Genomic DNA, 25,663 nt, shown 5'->3' on the forward strand with positions numbered 1-25,663 from the left:
GCAGAATCGGACCGCCGGAGGGGGCGACGGACCGAACGGGAGGGTGTGCGCGATGCCTGGGAGCCGCCACGAGGTTCCGCAGCCGCCTTTCGTCCGCCGGGGCCGGAGCTGATCCATGGGAGCACACAGGCGGAAGTGCGACTGGTGCGGCAGCGGTACGCCCATCGTCAGGGACATGGACCCGGTCAACGCGGACTATCAGTACTGGTGCGAGGAATGCGCGCGGGCGCTGATCATAAAAGGCGACCCCATCGAGACCTACCGGGAGCTCGAGGGGGAGCCGATCTACGGCCGGCTCCTCGAGGAGCACTGCACTCTCAAACGCTTCTACTCCTTCGCCACGGCCTGACCGCTTCCCCTCCTCCGGTGGGCGAAAACCGGGCGGAGGGGAATCGATTTGGTGGACGGCCCGGGTGACCGGTACTGTTCTCGATGTCGCCAGGGAGACCGGGCAACACAACGAGGGGCTATAGCTCAGTTGGTAGAGCGCTTGCATGGCATGCAAGAGGTCAGGAGTTCAATTCTCCTTAGCTCCACAGCGAAGAAGGAACGGCGGGTCATCCCAATCGGATGGCCCGCCGTTCTGTGTGCGGAGGCCGGTCAGCGGCCATGGCCCGGAGGGGGAGCGGCCCGGTGCGGTACCCTGGCGCCATGCGTGCCGTAGCCCTTCTGCTTAGCGAGCCGCGCTGATCAGTCCCGACCGGTGAGAACGCCTGGTCGGAATCAGCGCGGCGTCCCCTCCTGTGCGAGGGGATTTTTCGTTTCCAAGGACGTGTGTCCGTAGACGTGGATGCCGGCAGATGACGATCGATGGAGCTTTGAGGATCATGAGCGAGACGAATACCGCAGCGGACGCCGCTGCGCCGCACCGCTACACGGCAGCGATGGCCGCCGACATCGAGGCACGCTGGCAGGACTTCTGGGACGCCGAGGGCACGTACGAGGCACCCAACCCGTCTGGTGACCTGGCAGATGACCCGGAGCTGGCCGCCAGGCCCAAGAAGTTCATCATGGACATGTTCCCGTACCCGTCGGGTGCGGGACTGCACGTCGGCCACCCGCTGGGCTACATCGCCACCGACGTCGTCGCCCGCCACCAGCGGATGACCGGGCACAACGTCCTGCACACCCTGGGCTTCGACGCCTTCGGCCTGCCCGCCGAGCAGTACGCCGTGCAGACCGGCACGCACCCGCGGGTCTCCACCGAGGCCAACATCGAGAACATGAAGGCACAGCTGCGCCGGCTGGGCCTGGGCCACGACAAGCGCCGCTCGTTCGCCACGATCGAGTCCGAGTACTACAAGTGGACCCAGTGGATCTTCCTGCAGATCTTCAACTCCTGGTACGACACCGAGGCGGCCCGCGCCCGGCCCATCGCCGAGCTGGTCGCCCAGTTCGAGAGCGGCGAGCGCGCCACCCCCGACGGCCGTGACTGGTCCGCGCTGAGCGCCGCCGAGCGCGCCGACGTCCTGGGCGAGTACCGGCTGGCCTACGCGTCCGACGCGCCGGTCAACTGGGCACCCGGCCTGGGCACCGTCCTGGCCAACGAGGAGGTCACCGCCGACGGCCGCTCCGAGCGCGGGAACTTCCCCGTTTTCAAGGCGAAGCTGCGCCAGTGGAACATGCGCATCACCGCCTACGCCGACCGGCTGCTGAACGACCTGGACGGGCTGGACTGGCCCGAGGCGATCAAGCTGCAGCAGCGCAACTGGATCGGCCGCTCCGAGGGCGCGCGGGTCGACTTCCCGGTCGACGGCGCGGGCAGCGTCACCGTCTTCACGACCCGCCAGGACACCCTGTTCGGCGCCACCTACATGGTCCTGGCGCCGGAGCACGAGCTGGTCGAGCGGATCATCCCCGCCGCCTGGCCCGAGGGCACCCACCCGGTCTGGACGGGCGGCCACGCCTCCCCGGCCGAGGCGGTCACCGCGTACCGCAAGCAGGCCGCCGCCAAGTCGGACGTCGAGCGGCAGGCCGAGGCCAAGGACAAGACCGGTGTCTTCACCGGTGCGTACGCCACCAACCCCGTCAGCGGCGAGCAGATCCCCGTCTTCATCGCCGACTACGTCCTGATGGGCTACGGCACCGGCGCGATCATGGCCGTACCGGCGCACGACGCGCGCGACTTCGCGTTCGCGCGCGCCTTCGAGCTGCCGATGCGCTGCGTGGTCGAGCCGTCGGACGACCGCGGCACCGACGCCTCGACGTGGGAGGAGGCCTTCGCCTCGTACGACGCGAAGCTGGTCAACTCCGCCAACGACGCGATCTCGCTGAACGGTCTGGGCGTCGCCGACGCCAAGGCCCGCATCACCGAGTGGCTGAAGGAGCACGGCGTCGGCGAGGGCACCGTCAACTTCCGGCTGCGCGACTGGCTGTTCAGCCGCCAGCGCTACTGGGGCGAGCCCTTCCCGATCGTGTACGACGAGGAGGGCATCGCCCACCCGCTGCCCGAGTCGATGCTGCCGCTGGAGCTGCCCGAGGTCGACGACTACTCGCCGCGCACCTTCGACCCGGACGACGCCGACACCCAGCCCGAGACCCCGCTGTCGCGCAACGCCGACTGGGTCAACGTCACGCTGGACCTGGGCGACGGGCCGAAGAAGTACCGCCGCGAGACCAACACCATGCCCAACTGGGCCGGCTCCTGCTGGTACCAGCTGCGCTACCTGGACCCGAACAACTCCGAGAAGCTGGTCGACCCGGCGGTCGAGGAGTACTGGATGGGCCCGCGCGAGGGGCAGCCGACCGGAGGCGTCGACCTGTACGTGGGCGGTGCCGAGCACGCCGTGCTGCACCTGCTGTACGCGCGCTTCTGGTCCAAGGTGCTGCACGACCTGGGCCACGTCTCCTCCGCCGAGCCGTACCACAAGCTGTACAACCAGGGCATGATCCAGGCGTTCGTCTACCGGGACAGCCGCGGCATCGCGGTTCCGGCGGCCGAGGTCGAGGAGCGCGACGGGGCGTTCTACTACCAGGGCGAGAAGGTCTCCCGTGTCCTGGGCAAGATGGGCAAGTCCCTGAAGAACGCCGTCACGCCGGACGAGATCTGCGAGGAGTACGGCGCGGACACGCTGCGCCTGTACGAGATGGCCATGGGCCCCCTGGACGTGTCGCGGCCGTGGGACACGCGTGCGGTCGTCGGCCAGTACCGGCTGCTGCAGCGGCTGTGGCGCAACATCGTCGACGAGGAGACCGGCGAGGTCACCGTGGTCGACTCCGAGCCCGGCGAGGACACGCTGCGCGCGCTGCACAAGGCCATCGACGGGGTCGGCGGCGACATGGCCGGCCTGCGCTTCAACACGGCGATCGCCAAGGTCACCGAGCTGAACAACCACCTGACCAAGGCGGGCGGCCCGCTGCCCCGCCCGGTCGCCGAGGCCCTGGTGCTGCTGGTGGCGCCGCTGGCCCCGCACATCGCCGAGGAGCTGTGGCACCGGCTGGGCCACACGGAGTCGGTCGTGCACCAGGCCTTCCCGGTGGCCGACCCGGCCTACGTGGTGGACGAGACCGTGACCTGCGTGGTGCAGGTGAAGGGCAAGGTCAAGGCGCGTCTGGAGATCTCCCCGTCGATCACCGACGCGGAGCTGGAGGCCCTGGCCCTGGCCGACCCGGCCGTCGTCGCCGCGCTGGACGGCGCGGACATCCGCAAGGTCATCGTCCGCGCGCCGAAGCTGGTGAACGTCGTTCCCGCCTAGTCGCGAAGGCGGGTGGGGGCTTTCCCCTACGGGCAGGTTGGGGGTTCCGCCGGAACCCCCAACCTGCCCGTTCCGTTTACGGTGGAGAGAACCGGTGTAGCTGTACCGAAGGCCGTCACACGATCCGAGGGGCGCTCATGGAAGCCGTGATCCTGATTCTGGGGCTGCTCGTCGTCGCCTTCATGGCCCTGGGCGTCTACGCGACGGTCAAGGTGGTCGGGGCGGCCAGGCGTGGCGTGGACCGCACGATCACACAGGCGCGCCGCACCGTCGAGGACACCACCCTGAGGGCCAAGAGCTACGGGCAGCTGGGCGTCGGCGGTGAGCTGGCGCAGCTGCGCCTCTCGCTGCGCACGTCGATGCGCGCCACCCAGGAGGCCCTGCGGGCGGGCGTGGCCGAGGACGCGTCGCTGTCGGAGTCCTTGGGACTGTTCGACCGGCTCAGCGCACACGGACACGAGCTGGACGCGGAGCTGAAGGCGCTGGAGCGCGAGCCCGACAAGGCGACGGTCACTTCGCGGCTTCCGGGCCTCAAGGAGCGCACCGCGCAGATCACCCGGTCAGCCGACTCGCTGCGCTGGGCGGCCCGGGACCGGGCCCGCAAGTTCGCCGACGACGAGCTGTCGGCGCTGAACGCGCAGATCGACGTGGAGGCGGGGGCGCTGCGGCACTGGACGACGGCGGAAGGGACGCCGGGCCCGTCGCCGGAGTGGGGCGGCGAGGCGGACGCGGACGGGGGCCTCCGGAAGGCGCCCGATGTGCCGGACGGGGACCTCCGGAAGGCGCCCGAGGCCATCACCGCCCGGGATGCCCGGCGGAGCACCGCCTACCCGTGGGAGAAGACGGCCCGCCCCGAGACCACCCTCTGAGGACGGCCGCCCGTCGGCCGGCCGGGACGCTCCGGGGAACGTCGCGACCACCGCTGACCGAGGGTGGCAGGATGCGATGCGAAGCGACCGTGGCTGATCAGTCGCGCGGGGTCGGACTGCCTGCCCCGCGCGACTGCGGGTAACCTCCGGGGCATGTCCCGCCATGTCGCGATCGTCACCGATTCCACGGCCTACCTGCCGCCCGACGCGATGCGGCGGCACGGCATCACGGCGGTGCCGCTGACCGTGGTGCTGGGCGATCAGGCCCTGGAGGAGGGCACCGAGATCTCGGCCCGCTCGCTGGCTATGGCCCTCCAGAAACGCCGTTCCGTGACGACGTCCCGGCCCAGCCCCGAAGTCTTCGCCACCACCTACCGGGCCGTCGCGGAGGCCGGTGCGAGCGGCATCGTCTCGCTCCACCTGTCGGCGGAGTTCTCCGGTACGTACGACGCGGCGGTGCTCGCGGCGAAGGACGCCCCGGTGCCGGTGCGCGTGGTCGACACGGGCATGGTCGCGATGGCCCTCGGCTTCTGCGCCCTGTCCGCCGCCGAGACGGCCGAAGCGGGCGGCGGCCTGGACGATGCGGTGGCGGCTGCCGAGAAGCGCGCGTCGGGCACCTCCGCCTACTTCTACGTCGACACCCTGGACTACCTGCGCCGGGGCGGCCGGATCGGCGCCGCGCAGGCCCTGCTCGGCTCGGCTCTCGCCGTCAAGCCCCTGCTCCAGCTCGACGGCGGCCGGATCGAGCTGCTGGAGAAGGTACGGACGGCCTCGAAGGCCATCGCCCGGCTGGAGGAGATCGTCGCCGAGCGCGCGGGCAGCGGGCCCGTCGACATCGCGGTGCACCACCTCGCGGCGTCCGAGCGGGCGGATCGGCTGGCGGAGCGGCTGCGGGATCGCGTGCCCGGCCTCGCGGACCTGCACGTCAGCGAGGTCGGGGCGGTGATCGGCGCGCACACCGGGCCGGGGCTGCTGGGCGCGGTGATCTCACCGCGCTGATCTCACCGCGCTGAGGCGCACCCCGCCCAGCGGAAGCATCACTCTCCGGAGTGGCCGAGTTATCCACAATGGGCCCGTTGTCCACGGAAATCGCCGGTGCTCAGCGGGATGTGACCGGAGTGCTTAGCGTCCTGGGTCATGGCTTCCCGATCACATCGTGCAACCAGCGGACCCGGCGGACCGGGCGCAGGCCCCGGCCGCGCCCCGGATTCCGACGGGCGGCTGCGACGAGCGGCGCGCCCGGGACCAGGCCGCCGACGCCGGACCACGGCCCGCGCGGAGGCGGTCGCGGCGGCGCGCAGCAGGGCCGACGCGCTGCTGGCGGACGGGTCCGGGGGCCGCGTCGCGCGGTGGGGGGCGGACGTGCCCGTCGCCGCGGTGCCGGCCGCGGCGCCCCGTGCGGCGGGTGGCGAGGGGGAGGCGCCCCCGGGTGCGGCGGACGCGGCGCCCGTGGGGCGGTGGACGGCGGCCGTGTTCGCGGTGCGGGAGCGGCTGCCGATGTGGGTGCAGCTCAGATGCGGCCTGGAGCCGAGGACCCTCGCCGCGCTCGCCGTGGTCCTGGTCGCGGCCGCCGTGCTCGCGGGGACGCACTTCTGGTCCGCCCGGCCCGCGGACGTGCGGGCACCGGACACGGTCGGTGAGGCGGCGCACGCGCCGGCGCCGGACGCGGCTCCGGAGGACGGCGGCCGGCCCGAGCCGTCCCCCGGAGCCGCGCCCACCGCGGGAGCCGGCGGGCAGATCGTGGTGGACGTCAGCGGCAAGGTGCGGGACCCGGGATTGCGCCGGCTGCCCGCCGGATCGCGGGTGGACGACGCGCTGACAGCGGCCGGCGGGGCCCGGCCCGGGACGGACCTGGCGGGGCTCAACCGGGCCCGGGTGCTCATGGACGGCGAGCAGATCGTGGTGGGCGCCCCGCCGGTGCCGGCGCCCGCCCCGGGCGGCCTTGCCGGTGACGGGGCGGGGGCCGGGCCGGTGAGCCTGAGCACCGCGACGGCGGAACAGCTGGAGGGGCTGCCGGGCGTCGGGCCCGTCCTCGCCCAGCACATCGTGGACTACCGCACGCAGCACGGCGGCTTCCGCTCGGTCGACGAACTCCGCGAGGTCAACGGGATCGGCGACCGCCGGTTCGCGGATCTGCGGCCCCGGGTGCGGCCGTGAGCGCGGGGGACGCCCCCGGGGCGCCGGGCCTGCGCGCCGAGCCGGGGGGCCACGCGGAGCCGGACATCCACGCGGCGTCGGGCAGGCGGCTGGGGCTCTCCGACCCCCGGCAGGAGGGCCCGGCCGACCTCCGGCTGCTCGCCCCGGCAGCGGCGGCCTGGGCAGGTGCCGGGCTCGCGGTGAGCGCTCCCGGGCACTGGGCGGCGATGGGGGTCGTGCTCTGCCTGGGGACGGCGATGGTGCTCCTCGCGGTGGGCCTGCGCCGGTCCCGTACGGCGGGCGAGGGCGGCGGGGCCGGGGCGGCGGGCGTGGGCGGGGAAGCCGGTGACGCCGGGGCGGGGAGCGCGGCCGACGCCGTCCCCGTGCCCGGAGCCGCCCGCGCGCGGGGGCGGCTGCGGACGACGGCCGTCGCGGCGGTGCTGCTCTGCGCGGCGGCCGGGGCGGCGTCCGCCGGTCTGCACGGCGCCGACGCGCGCCGCGGCCCCGTGCCCGGGCTGGCCCGGCAGTTCGCGCGCGTCCAGGCGGAGATCACCCTCACCTCCGACGCCCGGCGCACGTTCCCCCGGGTGCGCGGCGACCACAGCACGCCCGCCTCCCTGCTCCTCGACGCGGAGGTCACCCGGCTGACGCGGCCCGACGGCACGTCCGTCCGGCTGCGGACCCCGGTCCTGGTCATCGTCCCGCCGGGCGGCGCGGCGGCGGCATGGCAGCGGCTGCTGCCCTCCACCGGCCTGCGGATCGACGGGCGGCTGGCGCCACCCATGCACAAGGGCGAACGGGTCGCTGCCGTGCTGCGGCCCGACGGCAAGGCACCGCCCAGGGTGACCGGGCCGCCCAGCCTCCTCCAGCGCACGGCGGGCAGACTGCGCGCCGGGCTGCGCGAAGCCACTGACGGACTGGGCCCCGACGCACGGGCCCTGCTGCCCGGACTGGTCGTCGGGGACACCTCACGGGTCACCCCCGAGCTGCACGACGCGTTCCGGGCGACCGACCTCACACACGTGCTGGCCGTTTCCGGATCGAACCTGGCGATTCTGCTCGTGCTGCTCATCGGGCCGCCCGGCCGGGCGCTGCGGGCCGAACGCGGCGGACTGGCGCCCAGGCTGGGGATCTCCCTGCGGATGACCGCGCTGCTCGGCGGCGGGCTCACGCTCGCCTTCGTCCTGGTCTGCCGGCCCGAACCTAGTGTGCTGAGGGCCGCCGCGTGCGGGCTGATCACGCTCCTCGCGATCGGCACCGGGCGACGCCGGACGCTGATCCCCGCGCTGTGCGCCGCCGTGCTGCTCCTGGTGCTGTACGACCCGTGGCTGGCGCGCAGTTACGGCTTCGTGCTGTCGGTGCTGGCCACCGGCGCACTGCTGACCCTCGCCCCGCGCTGGAGCGAGGCGCTGCGCCGGCGCCGGGTGCCGCCCCGGCTGGCGGAGGCGCTGGCCGCCGCGGTCGCAGCGCAGGCGGTGTGCTCGCCCGTGGTCGTGCTGCTCGCCTCCCGGGTGAGTCTGGTGGCGGTTCCGTGCAATCTGCTGGCGGAGTTCGCCGTGGCGCCGGCCACGGTCCTCGGGTTCGCCACGCTGGCCCTGGCACCGGTGGCGATGCCGGCGGCCGGGCTGCTCGCCCGGGTCGCGGGGTGGCCGGCCGGGTGGATCGCCTCGGTGGCCAGGACCGGAGCGGCGTTCCCCGGGGCGGAGACCGACTGGCCCGACGGCCTGTCCGGGGCCGCGCTGCTGGCCGCCGTGACCCTGGCCCTGGTGCCGGCCGCGCGCTGGGCCGGGCGCCGCCCCTGGGTCTGCTCGGCCGCCGTGCTGCTGCTGGTCCTCGCGGTCCTCCGGCCGGCGCCGCTGACCCGGGTGCTGACCGGGTGGCCGCCGCCCGGCTGGGCGTTCGCCATGTGCGACGTCGGACAGGGGGACGCCCTGGTGCTCGCGGCGGGGCGGGGCTCCGGCGTGGTCGTGGACGCGGGCCCCGATCCCCGGCTCGTCGACCGGTGCCTGAGCGAACTGGGCGTGACCCGGGTCCCGTTGCTCCTGCTCACCCACTTCCACGCCGACCATGTGCGGGGCCTGTCCGGGGTGCTGCGCGGCAGGGCGGTGGGGGCGATCGAGACGACGAGCCTGGACGAGCCGCCGGAGCAGGCCGCGTTCGTCCGGAGAACGGCGGCGGGGGCCGGTGTGCCCGTCCTGCGGGCCGCGCCCGGAGAGCGGCGGCGGATCGGCGAGCTGGACTGGCAGGTGCTGTGGCCACCGGGTGCGGCGGGCTCCGCCCCGGCCGCCGGGCCCGCCCCGTACGACGTTCCGCTGGACCCGAACGATGCCAGCGTCACCCTGTTCGTCCGGTCCGGCGGGCTCACCCTGCTGCTGCCGGGCGACCTGGAACCGCCCGCCCAGCAGGCGTTGCTGCTGAGCCGTCCGGAGCTGCCCCGGGTGGACGTGCTGAAGGTCGCCCACCACGGCTCCGCGCACCAGGACAGCGCCCTGCTGCGGGCCGTCCGGCCCAGGTTCGCGCTGGTGAGCGTGGGCCGGGACAACCCGTACGGGCACCCGGCGCCCCGGACGGTCGACGCGCTCGCGGAGCAGGGGGCGGTGGTGCTCCGCACCGACAGGGACGGGGCGATCGCGGTGACCGGTGCGGGGAGCGGGCTGCGGGCGGTGGGGCGGTCATGACGGGGTACGGGGCGAGGCGGCGCGCGGTGCTCCACGCGCCGGTCCGGCCGGATGCGCCGGGCACCACGACAGCCTCCGGGGCGCCGGCCTCAGACCAGCCAGCGCCCGTCCGTCATCAGCTCGCGGCCGGGCTGCTCGTTGGACTCCCGCCAGGCCCGGACCGCGTACGGGGTGAAGCGGAGGTACACCCAGGCGGGGCGCCCCCGCAGGTCCCAGGAGAACTTCGCGGCGAACGCATCGCCGGACTCCTGCGGAAGATCCGCGCCCTCCACCACCTCGGCCGACGCCTCGATCATGACCACGTCGCGGGTGTGGCCCAGGGCGATGTGGGCCCTCCCGGCCGGCGTCAGGTTGACCGCCGTCGGGTTGGTGCGCCGGGTCGCCATCAGCAAGGTCTCCCCGTCCCACAGGAACCACAGCGGCACCAGGGCCGGCGTCCCGTCGGCGGAGGCCGTGGACACCCAGGCGTCCGTGTCCTTCTCCAGGCGGTCGAGTACGTCCTGCTTGCGCTGTTCACGGCTGCGCGCCGGTTCCGGGAGGGGCATGCGGCGCACGCTAACCGGCACGCCGTGGGCGTAACACCGTCGCCGGACCTAGGACCAGTGGCGCATGGCGCGCGGCCGGGGCTGCGGCACAGACTGGCCCCATGGACCCCCAGCTGCCGCAGACCATCGACGCCTACCTGGACCGCATCGGCGCGGCCAGGCCCGCGCGCCCCGACGCCTCGGCGCTGCGGGAACTGCAATGGCGCCACCTCCTCACCGTGCCCTTCGAGAACCTCTCCATCCACCTCGGCGAGGACATCGTGCTGGAGGAAGGACCGCTCCTGGACAAGATCGTGGCCCGCGAGCGCGGCGGCTTCTGCTACGAACTCAACGGCGCGTTCGCCGTACTGCTGCGGGCACTCGGGTTCCGCGTCACCCTTCTTCAGGCCCGGGCCCACGGTGACGGGGGACGGCTCGGCATCCCGTACGACCACCTCGCACTGCGCGTCGAGACGGAGGACGGGACCGGGCCGTGGCTCGCCGACGTCGGTTTCGGCGACCACGCCAGGCACCCGCTCGCGCTCGACGACCGCGCCGATCAGGAGGACCCGGGCGGCGTCTTCCGGATCGCCCCGGCCGGGGCCGACGGCGGGGAGCCCGGGGACCTCGACGTCCTGTGCGACGGCAGGCCCCGGTTCCGGCTGGAGCGGCGGGCCAGGGAGCTGGCCGACTTCCGGGCCGGTGCCTGGTACCACCGCACCTCGCCCGACTCCCACTTCACCCGGGCCCCGGTCTGCTCGCGCTGCACGGACGACGGCCGGATCACCCTCAGCGGCCGCAAGCTCCTCACCACGATCGGCGGCCGGCGGCACGAGACGCCGCTGGCCGGCGACGACGAGGTGCTGGCCGCCTATCGGAACCACTTCGGCCTGCGCCTGGACCGGCTTCCCGGAAATACGGACCTTCGGTAACACCTGCGCCCAAGCCACTGCGAGCCACTCTGTTTGCCTCGAACGCCTCAATGGTGGTCGAATGCATGCACGTCGGCGGGCCGCTGCTTCGACAACGATGTCTGCCATCCGGCCCGAGGTGAGCGAGTGCCCGGGAGTGCGTGAAGATGTTCGGCCGTTGGTTCGGAAACAAGGGTGCGACGGGTGCCGCTCGGGGCAACGCCCTCGCCGGACTGGTGGTGCCGGACTCGGCGGGCGTCCTCAGCTGCCGGGTGCTCGACCCGGTCAACGAGCCCGTGCCGCTGGCGGAGTTCGTGCTGACGGACCGGGTGGGACGCAAGGTGGTCGGAGGCGAGACCGACCCGTACGGCAGCGTCATGGCCACGGTCCCGGCGGGGGAGTACCGGCTGGCCGTCACGGCGGAGGGCTTCACCCCCTTCCACGGCTCGGCCACGGTCACCGAGGGCGGCCATGCGAGCCTCGGCGATGTGACCCTCCAGGTCGCCGCCCCGCCGCAGCTGCCCGAGCCGGGCGACTGGGAGATCGAACCGACGCACTCCCAGATCGGTTTCACCGCGCGGCACATCGGAATGGCCCGAATCCACGGCCGGTTCAACACCTTCGCCGGGGCGGTGCGCATCGCCGACCGCATGGAGAACTCGGCGATGCACGTCATCATCGACGCCGCGTCGATCGACACGAACGTACAGATGCGCGACGACCACCTGCGTTCCAGCGACTTCCTCGACGTCGGCCGGTACCCGACGCTGGAGTTCTACAGCGACCGCTTCGTGCACCGGGGCGGGACCCGCTGGGGTGTGACCGGTGCGCTCACGCTGCACGGGGTGAGCCGCACGGTGACCCTCGACACCCAGTACCTCGGGCTCGGCAACGGAATGGAGGGCGAGTCCCGGGCCGCCTGCCGCGCCACCACGCAGCTGCACCGCGAGGACTTCACCCTCACCTGGCAGACGATGCTGGCGCGCGGCATCGCCGTCGTCGGCCCGAGCATCTCCATCGAGATGGACGTCCAGATCGTCCCGAAGGGCTGAGTCCAGCCGCGGGACGGGAACCGGGGGCGCCGGGCCTACGGCGCCTCCAGCCACCCCTCGTACTCCGCGGCGAAGGCGTCGAGCGCCGCCGGGTCGAGACGGTGGTCCGGGTCCTCCACGACGACCAGCCACTGGGCGTCCTCGGCATCGTCCTCACCGGCCAGCGCGTCGCGTACGAGCTGCGGTTCGTCGGTGACGCCGAAGCGGTCGGCGAGCTCCTCCGCCAGCTCCTCGGCAGCCTCGCGGTCGGGCAGCACCAGCACATGTCTCTCATCGCTCACGTGCCCATTCTCGGATACGGGGGAGGGCACGGCGGACCCGGCCGCGGCAAGGCTGTCAGCGGCCCGTGGGATGCTGGACGGCGATGGCCACCAGAAGGAATTCCACCGACGACCCCCTCGCCCCGCTCACGCTCGCCGTGGGTCAGGAGGACCTGCTCCTCGACCGAGCCGTGCAGCAGGTGGTGGCGGCCGCGCGCGCCGCCGACGCCGACACGGACGTCCGGGACCTCACCCCCGACCAGCTCCAGCCGGGCACGCTGGCCGAGCTGACCAGCCCCTCGCTGTTCGCCGAGCGCAAGGTCGTGGTCGTGCGCAACGCGCAGGATCTGGGCGCGGACACGGTCAAGGACGTCAAGAAGTATCTGGACGACCCGGTCGAGGAGATCATCCTCGTCCTGCTCCACGCGGGCGGCGCCAAGGGCAAGGGGCTGCTCGACGCGGCCCGCAAGGCGGGGGCCCGTGAGGTCGCGTGCCCGAAGACGACGAAGCCGGCCGAGCGGCTCTCCTTCGTGCGGGGGGAGTTCCGCGCGCTGGGGCGGTCCGCGACGCCCGAGGCGTGCCAGGCGCTGGTCGATGCCATCGGGAGTGACCTGCGGGAGCTGGCGAGCGCGGTGTCGCAGCTCGTCGCGGACATCGAGGGCACGATCGACGAGGCGGTCGTCGGGCGTTATTACACGGGGCGGGCCGAGGCGTCCAGCTTCACGGTCGCCGACCGGGCGGTCGAGGGCCGGGCGGCGGAGGCCCTGGAAGCCCTGCGCTGGTCCCTGTCCACGGGCGTGGCGCCCGTCCTGATCACCAGCGCGCTGGCCCAGGGCGTCCGGGCGATCGGCAAGCTGTCCTCGGCGCGCGGGGGGCGGCCGGCGGATCTGGCGCGTGAGCTGGGCATGCCGCCGTGGAAGATCGACCGGGTGCGGCAGCAGATGCGGGGGTGGACGCCGGACGGGGTCGCGGTTGCGCTGCGGGCGGTCGCGGAGGCGGACGCGGGGGTGAAGGGGGGGGGGGACGACCCCGAGTACGCGCTGGAGAAGGCGGTGGTGGCCGTGGCGGGCGCCGCGCGGGGCGGGCGTGGCCCGCGGTAGAGAGCGCCCGCGGATGACCTCGGTCGCCGGACGGGCGTGAACGTACCGTTCGGGCGTCCTCGACCGCCGGACGGGTTTGGTCTACGTGCGGGCTGGGTTTCGCGGCCTCGGTTCGGATGTCGGGTGTCCTCGATCGCCGGACAGGCGTGAACGTGCCGTTCGGGCGTCCTCGGTCGCCGGACGGGATCGGGAGAACGCCCATGCCGAAGGCCCCGCACCCTGGGGAAAGGGTGACGGGGCCTCGGTTTCAGATGGGTGCGTCGCACCCGCGTGGCGAACGCAGGTTCGGTGTGCGGCGCGGGGGCCGGGCAGGAGCGGGGTAGAGGGCCCGCTTGGTCCGTTCCGGCGGTGGGATCAGATCGCTCAGCCCTGGAGGGTGGCAGCCTTGGCGGCCAGCGCCGACTTCTTGTTGGCGGCGGCGTTCTTGTGGATGACACCCTTCGAGACGGCCTTGTCCAGCTGACGGGACGCGGCGCGCACGGCGACGGTGGCCTTCTCGACGTCGCCGGCGGCGACGGCCTCGCGGGCCTTGCGGATCGCGGTCTTGAGCGACGACTTGACGGCCTTGTTGCGCAGGCGCGCCTTCTCGTTCGTCTTGTTCCGCTTGATCTGGGACTTGATGTTCGCCACGAAAGAGCCTTTTCAGGTTCGTTGGATCTTCGATGTGTGTCCGTGCGGCCCGAGAGCCACATGGCACAGCGGTCCACGGTAGCAGGGGCGGTCCGACCGGCCCAAACCGGTCGCCGCCCCGCAGGCGTGGGACGATGGAGGCTACGTACAGATCCGCCCCGACCCGAACCGACCCGAGACACGGCGTCCGGCGTCTCAAGAATCAGGACCCTGCGTGCCCGCGACTCCTCTCCACGTGCCCGAGCCGAGCCGTACCGACCCGGCGCTGATCCGCAACTTCTGCATCATCGCGCACATCGACCACGGCAAGTCGACCCTTGCCGACCGGATGCTCCAGCTCACCGGGGTGGTCGACCAGCGGCAGATGCGCGCTCAGTACCTCGACCGGATGGACATCGAGCGCGAGCGCGGCATCACCATCAAGTCCCAGGCGGTCCGCCTGCCCTGGGCGCCGACCACCGGTGAGGGCCAGGGCAGCACCCATGTCCTCAACATGATCGACACGCCGGGCCACGTCGACTTCACCTACGAGGTCTCCCGGTCGCTGGCCGCCTGCGAGGGCACGATCCTGCTGGTCGACGCCGCGCAGGGCATCGAGGCCCAGACCCTGGCCAACCTCTACCTGGCGATGGAGAACGACCTCACCATCGTCCCGGTGCTCAACAAGATCGACCTGCCGGCCGCCCAGCCCGAGAAGTTCTCCGAGGAGCTGGCCACCCTCATCGGCTGCCAGCCGGAGGACGTGCTCAAGGTCTCCGCGAAGACCGGCATGGGCGTGGACGCGCTGCTCGACCGCGTCGTCCAGGACATCCCGGCGCCCGTCGGCAACGCGGACGCGCCCGCCCGCGCGATGATCTTCGACTCGGTCTACGACTCGTACCGGGGCGTCGTCACGTACGTCCGTGTCGTCGACGGCTCGCTGAACAAGCGCGAGCGGATCCGGATGATGTCGACCGGCGCCACGCACGAGCTGCTGGAGATCGGTGTCTCCTCGCCGGAGATGACGCCCTCCGACGGCATCGGCGTCGGCGAGGTCGGCTACATCATCACCGGCGTGAAGGACGTCCGGCAGTCCAAGGTCGGTGACACGATCACCTCGCTGAACAACGGGGCGACCGAGGCGCTGGGCGGCTACAAGGACCCCAAGCCGATGGTGTTCTCCGGGCTCTACCCGCTGGACGGCTCGGACTACCCGGACCTGCGCGAGGCCCTGGACAAGCTCCAGCTCAACGACGCCGCCCTGGTGTACGAGCCGGAGACCTCCGCCGCGCTCGGCTTCGGCTTCCGCGTCGGCTTCCTCGGCCTGCTCCACCTGGACGTGGTCCGCGAGCGCCTGGAGCGCGAGTTCGGCCTCGACCTCATCGCCACCGCGCCCAACGTGGTCTACCGGGTCGAGATGGAGGACGGCAGCGAGCACACCGTCACCAACCCGAGTGAATTCCCCGAGGGCAAGATCGACAAGGTGCACGAGCCGGTCGTCCGGGCCACGGTCCTGGCGCCCAGCGAGTTCATCGGCGCGATCATGGAGCTGTGCCAGCAGCGCCGCGGCACCCTCCTCGGCATGGACTACCTCTCCGAGGACCGGGTCGAGATCCGCTACACGCTGCCGCTCGCGGAGATCGTCTTCGACTTCTTCGACCAGCTGAAGTCCAAGACCCGGGGCTACGCCTCCCTCGACTACGAGCCCACCGGCGAGCAGTCGGCCCAGCTCGTCAAGGTCGACATCCTGCTGCACGGCGACAAGGTCGACGCGTTCTCCGCGGTCACGCACAAGGACAAGGCGTACGCGTACGGTGTGCGTCTCGTCGCCAAGCTGCAGAAGCTCATCCCCCGGCAGAACTTCGAGGTGCCGATCCAGGCGGCCATCGGCTCCCGGGTCATCGCCCGCGAGACCGTCCGCGCCATCCGCAAGGACGTCCTCGCCAAGTGCTACGGCGGCGACATCTCCCGTAAGCGCAAGCTGCTGGAGAAGCAGAAGGAAGGCAAGAAGCGGATGAAGATGGTCGGCAACGTGGAGGTGCCGCAGGACGCGTTCATCGCCGTGCTGTCGACCGACGAGTCCGCCGGGGACGGCAAGGCCAAGAAGTAGTCCCCGCCCCCGCGGGGGCGGTCCGGCCAGGACGTGGTCCTGGCGGGCGGAGACGGCGGCCCCCGCATCGCAGCACGCTGCGACGCGGGGGCCCGTTCGTTATCAAGCGGGGTCCGATTGCCTCTTACGCGGGGCGCGCGGGCGCTCTACCCTGATCACGACTTCTTAGTTACTCGCCAGTTAAGCAAGCGGGATCGCAGCACGCAGACGCAGACAGCAGCAAGCACCACCGCCGCAGGCCCGGAGGATGTCGTGAGCGACACACAGACCATGATCGATAACCGTCCGCCCTCCGTGGCGACCCTCTTCATCGACCGGGTGGCGGCCACCCCGGACGGGGAGGCGTACCGCTACCCCGTGCCCGCGGCCGGCGGCGAGGGCCCCGACGAGTGGAAGTCGCTGAGCTGGGCGCAGGCCGCCGAGCGGGTGTACGCCGTGGCGGCCGGGCTGATCGCGCTCGGCGTGAACCCCGAGGAGCGCGTCGCTCTCGCCTCCTCCACCCGGGTCGAGTGGATTCTCGTCGACCTCGGTGTCATGTGCGCGGGCGCCGCGACGACCACGGTCTACCCCTCCACCAACGCCGACGAGTCGGCGTTCATCCTCGCCGACTCCGAGAGCCGGGTCCTGATCGCCGAGGACGCCGCCCAGCTGGCCAAGGCCCGCGAACGCCGCGCCGAGCTCCCGGACCTGGCCCATGTCGTGGTCATCGACCCGGAGGGCGCCGGTCCGGCCGAGGGCGACCCCGAGGGCTGGGTGCTCACCCTGGCCGAGCTGGAGGCCCTGGGCACCGAGCACCTGGCGAAGCACCCGGAGGCGGTCCGCGAGCGCGTCGACGCCATCACCTCCGAGCAGCTGGCGACCCTCATCTACACCTCGGGCACCACCGGCCGCCCCAAGGGCGTACGGCTGCCGCACGACAACTGGTCCTACATGGCCAAGGCCACCGTCTCCACCGGCCTCATCACCAAGGACGACGTCCAGTACCTCTGGCTGCCGCTCGCCCACGTCTTCGGCAAGGTCCTCACCTCCGGGCAGATCGAGGTCGGCCACGTCACCGCCGTCGACGGCCGCGTCGACAAGATCATCGAGAACCTGCCGGTCGTCCAGCCGACCTACATGGCCGCCGTGCCGCGCATCTTCGAGAAGGTCTACAACGGGGTCGCGGCCAAGGCCCGCGCGGGCGGCGCCGCCAAGTACAAGATCTTCCAGTGGGCGGCCGGCGTCGCCCGCGAGTACGCCAGGGTCTCCCAGGACAACTTCCGGCGCACCGGCAAGGCGTCGGTGCCCTTCGCGCTCGGCAGCAAGCACAAGGTCGCCGACGCACTGGTCTTCGCCAAGATCCGCGAGGCGTTCGGCGGCCGGCTCCGCGCCTGCGTCTCCGGCTCCGCCGCACTCGCCCCCGACATCGGGCTCTTCTTCTCCGGCGCCGGCATCCACATCCTGGAGGGCTACGGCCTCACCGAGTCGAGCGCCGCCTCCTTCGTCAACCCCGGCGAGAGCTACCGCACCGGCACGGTCGGCAAGCCGCTGCCCGGCACCGAGGTGCGGATCGCCGACGACGGCGAGATCCTGCTGCGCGGCCCCGGCATCATGCAGGGCTACCAGGGGCTGCCGGACAAGACCGCCGAGGTGCTGGAGGCCGACGGCTGGTTCCACACCGGCGACATCGGCGAGCTCTCCGCGGACGGCTACCTCCGGATCACCGACCGCAAGAAGGACCTGATCAAGACCTCCGGCGGCAAGTACATCGCGCCCGCCGAGGTCGAGGGCCAGTTCAAGGCGGTCTGCCCGTTCGTCTCCAACATCCTGGTGCACGGAGCGGACCGCAATTTCTGCACCGCGCTGATCGCCCTGGACGAGCCCACCATCCTCGGCTGGGCCGCCGAGAACGGCATGGAGGGCAAGTCGTACGCGGACGTCGTGGCGTCCCCGAAGACCGTCGAGCTGATCGACGGCTACGTCAAGCGGCTCAACGAGGGCCTTCAGCGCTGGCAGACCATCAAGAAGTTCCGGCTGCTCCCGCGCGACCTCGACATCGAGCACGGCGAGGTCACGCCCAGCCTCAAGCTGAAGCGGCCGGTCGTCGAGCGCACCTACAAGGACCTGATCGAGGAGATGTACGCGGGCTCCCGCGAAGCCTGACCGGTGCCCGCCCCAGCTGCGTACGCCCCCCGAAAGCCCCCCGCGCGCTCCGGCGCGGGGGGACGGCGCGTTCTCGCCGTGACGTCTTCACCACCCACTTCGGTAACTCGGCGCGTATGTGAAGGGCCGATCTGTCACTCTGTCCGTGTCGTCAGCGGCACACCACGGAGAAACAGGCAGAGCGAGAACAGGTCAGGAGCCGCCCTGTGGGGTCCATTCCCTTGCAGCGGGACATCGTGCAGCGTCCCGGAACCACCGCCGCCACGGGCACACAGCCGGTCGCCCGGACGAGCCTGCCCGGCAACCTCCTCGCGCCCGCCGCGGCCCGGCGGTTCGTCACCGCCGCGCTGGACGAGTGGACCGGCCTGGGGCTGCCCGCCGCGGTCGGGTTCAGCGAGCGGCTGTCCGACGACGCGGCGATGATCGTCAGCGAGCTGGTGACCAACGCCGTCGTCCACGCGGGCACCTCGGTCGAACTGCTCTTCCGGCTGGAGGAGGCCACCGAGAACGAGGATTCCGCGCTGGTCCTGGAGGTCTCCGACCACCACCCCGGCCGCACGGTCCGCGGCGACCACGCGCACAGCGCCGAGCACCTGGGCGAGCCGGCCGACTACGGGCGCGGCCTGGACATCGTCGCCGCCCTCGCCGAGCGGTGGGGCATCACCTACCGCACCGGTACGAAGACCGTCTGGGCCCGGCTCCCCGTGGACGACTGGAATCCGTTCCCCGAGGGGCGCGGCGAGACCGGCCTCGAACGCGGGCTGCGCGCCGCCGAACTGCTGGCCCCCACCGCCCGGCGCACCGCCCGCGACGACGGGGACTGGGCCGGGCGCGGCGCGCTCTCCTTCCTCGCCGAGGCGTCCGACCTGCTGGCCGGACAGCTCGACGAGGACATCGTGGCGGCCCTCGCCGGACAGTTACTCGTCCCCCGCCTCGCCGACTGGTGCGCGATCTGGCTGGAGCCCGAGAGCGGCGGCCCCGCGGCCGTCCCGCGCCTCGCCAAGGTCTGGCACGTGGACGAGGAGCGGATCGGGCCGCTGCGCGCCCTGCTGGAGGGCGACCCGCTCCGGCTCCCCGAGCGCGTCGGCACCGGCGCCGTCTCCATGCCGTGGCCCGGCAGCGCGGAGGACGGCGAGCCGCCGGACGAGGAGGAGGGCGTCGCCTTCGCCTACCGGATCACCTCGGGCGGCCGCCCCCTCGGGGCCGTACTCCTGGGCCGCGAGTCCACCGACCGGCTGCCCGACGAGCTGACGGCCCTCATCGAGGACTTCGTACGCCGGGTCGGCCTCGCCGTGGGCGCCGCCCGCGCCTACACCCGCCAGGCCACCATCAGCCGCATCCTCCAGCGCGGGCTGCTCCCCAGCCAGGTCGCCCGGATACCGGGTGTGGCCAGCTCCCTCGTCTACGAACCGAGCGACGACGGCGTCGTCGGCGGTGACTTCTACGACATCTTCCCGTGCCCCGGCGACCGCTGGTGCTTCGTCCTCGGCGACGTCCAGGGCAGCGGCCCCGAGGCCGCCGTCGTCACCGGCCTGGCCCGCCCCTGGCTGCGACTGCTGGCCCGCGAGGGCTTCCAGGCCGACGAGGTCCTGGTGCGCCTCAACCGACTGCTCCTGGACGACGCCATGGAGGCCGCCGAGGCCGCCGCGCTGATGGTCGCCGCCGCCGGCGGCCAGCACTCCGCGGACAACGGCGGGCAGTCCCGCTTCCTGTCCCTGCTGTACGGGGAGCTGGTGCCGCTGCCCGGCGGCGGCGCCCGCTGCACCCTGGCCAGCGCCGGGCACCCGCTGCCGCTGCTGCTGCGCCCGGACGGCACCGTGCGGCCCGCCGCCGAGCCGCAGCTGCTGCTCGGGCTGATGGACGACGCCGTCTACGAGACCCAGAGCTTCGACCTGGCACCCGGTGACAGCCTGCTCTGCGTCACCGACGGGGTCACGGAGCGGCGCTCGGGCGCCCTGATGTTCGACGACGGGGACGGGCTGGCGAGGGCGCTGTCGGGGTGCGCGGGACTGAGTGCGGAGGAGATCGCGGAGCGCATCAAGCACGCCGTGCACGACTTCGCCGAGCGCCCGCCGGACGACGACCTGGCGCTGCTGGTGCTCCAGGCCGAATAGCGCCCGTCCGGGTGTGGCGTACGTTTCCCGGACGGCGCGCGACAATGGGCGGTATGCCTTCCGTACTGCCCGATGGTGAACCCGTGCCCGACGACGGGGCGCTGCCCCGCCACGCCCTGGAAGGCGCAGCCGGCCGCCCGCTCGGCTTCTACCTGCACGTGCCGTACTGCGCGACCCGCTGCGGCTACTGCGACTTCAACACCTACACCGCGACCGAGCTGCGCGGCTCCGGCGGCGCGCTGGCCTCCCGCGACAACTACGCCTCCCACCTCATCGGGGAGATCCGCCAGGCCCGCAAGGTCCTCGGCGACGACCCGCGCCCGGTCCGCACGGTCTTCGTCGGCGGCGGCACACCGACCCTGCTCGCCGCGGCCGACCTCGTCCGGATGCTGGCGGCGGTCCGCGAGGAGTTCGGGCTCGCCGACGACGCCGAGATCACCACCGAGGCCAACCCGGAGTCCGTCGGCCCCGCCTACCTGGCCGAGCTGCGCGAGGGCGGCTTCAACCGGATCTCCTTCGGGATGCAGAGCGCCCGGCAGCACGTCCTGAAGATCCTCGACCGCACCCACACCCCGGGCAGGCCCGAGGCGTGCGTGGCCGAGGCGCGGGCGGCCGGGTTCGAGCACATCAACCTGGACCTGATCTACGGCACCCCCGGCGAGTCCGACGACGACTGGCGCGCCTCCCTGGACGCGGCGATCGGCGCCGGGCCCGACCACGTGTCCGCGTACGCGCTGATCGTGGAGGAGGGCACCGGTCTCGCCCGCCGCATCAAGCGCGGCGAGATCCCGATGACCGACGACGACGCGCACGCCGACCGCTACCTCATCGCGGACGAGGTCATGGCCGCCGCCGGCTACTCCTGGTACGAGGTGTCGAACTGGGCCCGGACGCCGGAGGGCCGCTGCCTGCACAACGAGCTGTACTGGCGCGGCGCCGACTGGTGGGGCGCCGGGCCGGGCGCGCACAGCCACGTCGGCGGCGTGCGCTGGTGGAACGTGAAGCACCCGGGGGCGTACGCGCAGGCGATCGCCGAGGGACGCTCACCGGGGGCCGGGCGCGAGATCCTGTCCGCCGAGGACCGCCGCGTCGAGCGCATCCTGCTGGAACTGAGGCTCGTGGACGGCTGCCCGCTCTCGCTGCTCGCCCCCGCCGGACTCGCGGCGGCCCGCCGCGCGGTGGCCGACGGCCTCCTGGAACCGGCCCCGTTCGAGGACGGCCGGGCGGTGCTGACGCTGCGCGGGCGGTTGCTCGCCGACGCGGTGGTACGCGACCTGGTGGACTGAGCCGGCGCCCGCCTCGGGGGCGTACGCGGTCCAAGGCCTACGCCCCCGAGCACGCCCCCCTCACCACGCCGGGCACCCCCGGACCTCAGCCCGGAAGGGTGACGAAGTCGATCAGTTCCTCGACCCGGCCCAGGAGTTCGGGCTGAAGGTCCCGGTAGGAGCGGACCGAGGACAGGATGCGCTGCCAGGCCGCACCGGTGTTCTCCGGCCAGCCCAGCGCCCGGCACACGCCGGTCTTCCAGTCCTGCCCGCGCGGCACCACCGGCCACCCGGCGATCCCCACCGACGCCGGCTTCACGGCCTCCCACACGTCGATGTACGGGTGCCCGACCACCAGCACGTCGCCGTCCGACACCTGGGCCGCGATCCGGGACTCCTTGGAACCGGGCACCAGATGGTCGACCAGCACCCCGAGGCGGGCGTCCGGCGCGGGCGAGAACTCCCGCACGATCGCCGGCAGGTCGTCGATGCCCTCCAGGTACTCCACGACCACGCCCTCGATGCGCAGGTCGTCGCCCCAGACCCGCTCGACCAGCTCCGCGTCGTGCCGGCCCTCCACATAGATCCGCCCGGCCCGCGCCACCCGCGCCCGCGCCCCGGGCACCGCCACCGAGCCGGAGGCCGTACGCGCCGGCCGTACCGGACCCCCGGCCGACGGGCGCACCAGCGTGACGACCCGGCCCTCCAGCAGGAAGCCGCGCGGCGCCATCGGGAAGACGCGGTGCTTGCCGAACCGGTCCTCCAGGGTCACCGTCGGCCCCTCGGCGGTCTTCTCGCACCGGATGACCGCGCCGCAGAAACCGGTGACGGCCTCCTCCACGACGAGACCGGTCTCGGCGGGCACCTCCGGGACGGGGGCGGACTTCTTCCACGGCGGGGTCAGATCGGGCTGGTAGCTGCGCATCGCACGACGATAAGCGGGGAAGACCCGCGACACGCCGTACCGGGCGCCGCCCCGGGCCTCCGCCTTCCCCGCCGGAGACCCGCCCAATCCCGCCGCCCCCTACGACACGCCGGACACGCCGGACACGCCGAACCGCCCCGCCAGCGCCTCCCGCTGGGCCCGGACGAACGCCGCGTCCACCACCGCCCCGTGCCCCGGCACGTACAGCGCGTCCTCCCCGCCCAGCTCCAGCAGCCGGTCCAGCGCCGCCGGCCAGCGCGCCGGGCGGGCGTCCGGGCCCGCCTGCGGCTCACCGGACTCCTCGACCAGGTCGCCGCAGTACACCAGCGCCGGGGAGCCGGGGGAGCCCGGGACCAGCACCGCGAGGTCGTGGCCGCTGTGCGCCGCGCCCATGTCCACCAGGACCACCTCCCGGCCGCCGCCCAGGTCGACCGCCAGCTCCCCGCGCACCTCGTGGCGCGGGGCCACCAGCACATCGGCGGACCCGGCCGCGTCCGCCTCGGGCAGCCCCTGGGCGACCGCGTCCGCGTACAGCTCGTCCGCCCCGCGCCGCAGCAGCTCCGCCGCGCCCTCGGAGCCGTACACCCGTGCCCCGGCGAAGGCGGCCGTGCCCAGCACATGGTCGAAATGGGGGTGGCTGAGTGCGATGTGCGTCACCCTCCGGCCGAGCAGCGCCTCGGCCTGGGTGCGCAGTTCCACACCCTCGCGCAGTGACGAGCCGGTGTCGCAGAGCAGCGCCCCGTCCGGACCGGCCACCAGCAGGGCCGTCGCGTCCCAGACCGGAAGGCGGCGGCGGCCCGTTCCGTGACCCAGCCGCTCCCACCCGACGTCTTCCCAAGAGGCATCCATGCGGCGACGCTATCGGCAGCGACCCGGGCGGCGTGGCCGGTCGCCCTTGCTAGGGCACCACCCCGTCGCCGTACACTGGCCGGGGATCGCTGGCACTCGTACGCACCGAGTGCCAGGGGAAGGCCCGGGAACGGCCCGGGACACCGACGTGGACAGCTGGAGGTGTGCGCGCGATGCTCAGCGAACGCAGACTCGAAGTGCTGCGCGCGATCGTCCAGGACTACGTCGGGACCGAGGAGCCCGTCGGCTCCAAGGCGCTCACCGAGCGGCACAAGCTGGGGGTCTCCCCGGCGACCGTCCGCAACGACATGGCGGTGCTGGAGGAGGAGGGCTTCATCGCCCAGCCCCACACCAGCGCCGGGCGCATCCCCACGGACAAGGGCTACCGGCTCTTCGTGGACAAGCTCGCGGGCGTCAAGCCCCTCTCGTCCCCGGAGCGCCGCGCCATCCAGAACTTCCTCGACGGCGCGGTCGACCTCGACGACGTCGTGGGCCGTACCGTACGGCTGCTCGCGCAGCTGACCCGGCAGGTCGCCGTCGTGCAGTACCCCTCGCTGACCCGTTCGACGGTGCGGCACGTGGAACTGCTCTCGCTGGCCCCGGCGCGGCTGATGCTCGTGCTGATCACGGACACCGGCCGGGTCGAACAGCGGATGGTGGACTGCCCGGCGCCGTTCGGCGAGACCTCGCTCGCCGATCTGCGGGCCCGGCTCAACAGCCGGGTGGTGGGGCGCCGGTTCGCGGACGTCCCGCAGCTGGTGCAGGACCTGCCGGAATCCTTCGAGAGCGAGGACCGGGGAACCGTGTCCACCGTCCTCTCGATCCTGCTCGAAACCCTCGTCGAGGAGACGGAGGAGCGGCTGATGATCGGCGGCACCTCCAACCTCACCCGCTTCGGACACGACTTCCCGGTGATGATCCGGCCGGTGCTGGAGGCACTGGAGGAGCAGGTCGTGCTGCTGAAGCTGCTCGGCGAGGCCAAGGACTCGGGCATGACCGTACGCATCGGGCACGAGAACGCCCACGAGGGGCTCAACTCCACGTCCGTCGTCGCGGTCGGCTACGGTTCGGGCGACGAGGCAGTCGCCAAACTCGGCGTGGTCGGACCGACCCGCATGGACTACCCCGGAACGATGGGAGCGGTACGCGCAGTGGCACGTTACGTCGGACAGATCCTGGCGGAGTCGTAAGTGGCCACGGACTACTACGCCGTACTCGGCGTGCGCCGCGACGCTTCCCAGGACGAGATCAAGAAGGCATTCCGGAGGCTCGCCCGCGAGCTGCACCCGGACGTCAACCCCGATCCGAAGACCCAGGAGCGGTTCAAGGAGATCAACGCCGCCTACGAGGTCCTGTCGGACGCGCAGAAGAAGCAGGTCTACGACCTCGGCGGCGACCCGCTCTCCCAGTCCGGCGGCGCCGGCGCGGGCGGTTTCGGCCAGGGCGGCTTCGGCAACTTCTCCGACATCATGGACGCGTTCTTCGGCACGTCGTCGCAGCGCGGGCCCCGCTCGCGCACCCGGCGCGGCCAGGACGCCATGATCCGGCTGGAGATCGACCTCGCCGAGGCGACCTTCGGCACCACCAAGGACATCCAGGTCGACACCGCCGTCGTCTGCACCACCTGCAGTGGCGAGGGCGCGGCCCCCGGCACCTCGGCGCAGACCTGCGACATGTGCCGCGGCCGCGGTGAGGTCTCCCAGGTCACCCGGTCCTTCCTCGGCCAGGTCATGACCTCCCGCCCCTGCCCGCAGTGCCAGGGCTTCGGTACGGTCGTGCCGACCCCCTGCCCGGAGTGCGCCGGCGACGGCCGCATCCGCTCGCGGCGCACGCTGACCGTGAAGATCCCCGCCGGCGTCGACAACGGCACCCGCATCCAGCTCGCGGGCGAGGGCGAGGTCGGCCCCGGCGGCGGCCCCGCCGGCGACCTCTACGTCGAGATCCACGAGCTGCCGCACGCGGTGTTCCAGCGCCGCGGCGACGACCTGCACTGCACGGTCACCATCCCCATGACCGCGGCGGCCCTCGGCACCAAGGTGCCGCTGGAGACGCTGGACGGCCTGGAGGAGGTCGACATCCGGCCGGGCACCCAGTCCGGCCAGTCCGTCCCGCTGCACGGGCGCGGCATCACCCACCTGCGGGGCGGAGGACGCGGCGACCTCATCGTGCACGTCGAGGTGACCACCCCGGTCAAGCTGGACCCCGAGCAGGAACGCCTCCTGCGCGAACTGGCCAAGCTGCGCGGCGAGGAGCGGCCCACCGGCCAGTTCCAGCCGGGCCAGCAGGGCCTGTTCTCCCGCCTGAAGGACGCCTTCAACGGCCGCTGAGGCCGTCGGCCACGCGGTACGGACCCGGCCCGGGGTCCGTACCGCCCGGCACCGGCCGCCGGTGCGGGGCGGGCATCACGGGACAGGAAGGACATGA

Annotated in this window: 20 protein-coding genes and 1 tRNA gene; 16 read left to right on the forward strand and 5 right to left on the reverse strand. The window is 72.9% G+C overall.

The features are described 5' to 3' along the window. Positions 1–115 precede the first annotated feature (115 nt). From FKN01_RS00720 to FKN01_RS00750, 7 genes are all read left to right on the forward strand, one after another. The gene (locus FKN01_RS00720) at positions 116–349 is read left to right on the forward strand and encodes a hypothetical protein (RefSeq protein ID WP_018103228.1); all 234 of its coding nucleotides are present in this window, start codon (positions 116–118) and stop codon (positions 347–349) included. A 114-nt stretch (positions 350–463) separates the two neighbouring features. Then, positions 464–536 (forward strand) — tRNA-Ala (locus tag FKN01_RS00725). Between the two features lie 291 nt (positions 537–827). Beyond that, a complete protein-coding gene (leuS, locus tag FKN01_RS00730; RefSeq protein ID WP_143615711.1) occupies positions 828–3,695 on the forward strand; it encodes a leucine--tRNA ligase in 2,868 nt (955 codons plus the stop codon). A gap of 137 nt (positions 3,696–3,832) precedes the next feature. Beyond that, positions 3,833–4,564: a hypothetical protein gene (locus tag FKN01_RS00735; protein ID WP_143615712.1), complete on the forward strand. Its 732-nt coding sequence runs from the start codon at positions 3,833–3,835 to the stop codon at positions 4,562–4,564. Between the two features lie 153 nt (positions 4,565–4,717). Next, complete coding sequence (locus tag FKN01_RS00740) at positions 4,718–5,563, forward strand: DegV family protein (protein WP_143615713.1); 846 nt, start codon at positions 4,718–4,720, stop codon at positions 5,561–5,563. A gap of 363 nt (positions 5,564–5,926) precedes the next feature. Further along, the gene (locus FKN01_RS32890) at positions 5,927–6,721 is read left to right on the forward strand and encodes a helix-hairpin-helix domain-containing protein (protein WP_313906122.1); all 795 of its coding nucleotides are present in this window, start codon (positions 5,927–5,929) and stop codon (positions 6,719–6,721) included. 392 nt (positions 6,722–7,113) lie between these two features. Then, complete coding sequence (locus tag FKN01_RS00750) at positions 7,114–9,378, forward strand: ComEC/Rec2 family competence protein (RefSeq protein ID WP_143615967.1); 2,265 nt, start codon at positions 7,114–7,116, stop codon at positions 9,376–9,378. Positions 9,379–9,467: 89 nt separating this feature from the next. Here the strand turns inward: FKN01_RS00750 and FKN01_RS00755 are convergent, their stop codons facing one another. After that, positions 9,468–9,923, reverse strand: a complete 456-nt coding sequence (locus FKN01_RS00755) for a pyridoxamine 5'-phosphate oxidase family protein (protein WP_143615714.1) — start codon at positions 9,921–9,923, stop codon at positions 9,468–9,470. Between the two features lie 101 nt (positions 9,924–10,024). Here FKN01_RS00755 and FKN01_RS00760 point away from each other — a divergent pair, with 101 nt between their 5' ends. Together FKN01_RS00760 and FKN01_RS00765 are read left to right on the forward strand one after the other, a co-directional pair. Then, positions 10,025–10,834 carry an arylamine N-acetyltransferase gene (locus FKN01_RS00760; protein ID WP_143615715.1) on the forward strand — a complete coding sequence of 270 codons (810 nt, stop codon included), beginning with the start codon at positions 10,025–10,027 and terminating at the stop codon, positions 10,832–10,834. Positions 10,835–10,980: 146 nt separating this feature from the next. Then, on the forward strand, positions 10,981–11,865 hold the full coding sequence (locus tag FKN01_RS00765; protein ID WP_143615716.1) for a YceI family protein: 885 nt from the start codon (positions 10,981–10,983) through the stop codon (positions 11,863–11,865). Between the two features lie 35 nt (positions 11,866–11,900). Here FKN01_RS00765 and FKN01_RS00770 read toward each other — a convergent pair whose 3' ends face one another. Continuing rightward, positions 11,901–12,146, reverse strand: a complete 246-nt coding sequence (locus FKN01_RS00770) for a hypothetical protein (RefSeq protein WP_185992686.1) — start codon at positions 12,144–12,146, stop codon at positions 11,901–11,903. Between the two features lie 83 nt (positions 12,147–12,229). Here FKN01_RS00770 and holA point away from each other — a divergent pair, with 83 nt between their 5' ends. After that, on the forward strand, positions 12,230–13,225 hold the full coding sequence (gene holA / locus FKN01_RS00775; RefSeq protein ID WP_143615717.1) for a DNA polymerase III subunit delta: 996 nt from the start codon (positions 12,230–12,232) through the stop codon (positions 13,223–13,225). A gap of 363 nt (positions 13,226–13,588) precedes the next feature. Here holA and rpsT read toward each other — a convergent pair whose 3' ends face one another. Further along, a complete protein-coding gene (gene rpsT / locus FKN01_RS00780) occupies positions 13,589–13,855 on the reverse strand; it encodes a 30S ribosomal protein S20 (RefSeq protein WP_143615718.1) in 267 nt (88 codons plus the stop codon). Positions 13,856–14,069: 214 nt separating this feature from the next. Between rpsT and lepA the strand changes: the two genes are divergently transcribed. From lepA to hemW, 4 genes are all read left to right on the forward strand, one after another. Next, complete coding sequence (gene lepA, locus FKN01_RS00785; RefSeq protein WP_143615719.1) at positions 14,070–15,944, forward strand: translation elongation factor 4; 1,875 nt, start codon at positions 14,070–14,072, stop codon at positions 15,942–15,944. A gap of 252 nt (positions 15,945–16,196) precedes the next feature. Further along, on the forward strand, positions 16,197–18,086 hold the full coding sequence (locus tag FKN01_RS00790) for a long-chain fatty acid--CoA ligase (protein WP_143615720.1): 1,890 nt from the start codon (positions 16,197–16,199) through the stop codon (positions 18,084–18,086). A 221-nt stretch (positions 18,087–18,307) separates the two neighbouring features. Next, entirely contained in the window at positions 18,308–20,200 is a 1,893-nt protein-coding gene (locus tag FKN01_RS00795; protein ID WP_143615969.1) for an ATP-binding SpoIIE family protein phosphatase, read from the forward strand. Positions 20,201–20,253: 53 nt separating this feature from the next. Further along, positions 20,254–21,486, forward strand: a complete 1,233-nt coding sequence (hemW, locus tag FKN01_RS00800; RefSeq protein ID WP_143615721.1) for a radical SAM family heme chaperone HemW — start codon at positions 20,254–20,256, stop codon at positions 21,484–21,486. A gap of 85 nt (positions 21,487–21,571) precedes the next feature. Here the strand turns inward: hemW and FKN01_RS00805 are convergent, their stop codons facing one another. Both FKN01_RS00805 and FKN01_RS00810 read right to left on the reverse strand, forming a co-directional pair. After that, on the reverse strand, positions 21,572–22,390 hold the full coding sequence (locus tag FKN01_RS00805; RefSeq protein ID WP_143615722.1) for a DUF3097 domain-containing protein: 819 nt from the start codon (positions 22,388–22,390) through the stop codon (positions 21,572–21,574). A gap of 99 nt (positions 22,391–22,489) precedes the next feature. Next, on the reverse strand, positions 22,490–23,239 hold the full coding sequence (locus FKN01_RS00810; protein ID WP_143615723.1) for an MBL fold metallo-hydrolase: 750 nt from the start codon (positions 23,237–23,239) through the stop codon (positions 22,490–22,492). A gap of 173 nt (positions 23,240–23,412) precedes the next feature. Here FKN01_RS00810 and hrcA point away from each other — a divergent pair, with 173 nt between their 5' ends. Both hrcA and dnaJ read left to right on the forward strand, forming a co-directional pair. Further along, a complete protein-coding gene (gene hrcA / locus FKN01_RS00815) occupies positions 23,413–24,429 on the forward strand; it encodes a heat-inducible transcriptional repressor HrcA (protein ID WP_143615724.1) in 1,017 nt (338 codons plus the stop codon). After that, positions 24,430–25,566, forward strand: a complete 1,137-nt coding sequence (dnaJ, locus tag FKN01_RS00820) for a molecular chaperone DnaJ (RefSeq protein WP_143615725.1) — start codon at positions 24,430–24,432, stop codon at positions 25,564–25,566. Positions 25,567–25,663: the final 97 nt, after the last annotated feature.

Origin of the sequence: Streptomyces sp. 130, from assembly GCF_007096885.1 — a bacterium.
Taxonomy (GTDB): domain Bacteria; phylum Actinomycetota; class Actinomycetes; order Streptomycetales; family Streptomycetaceae; genus Streptomyces.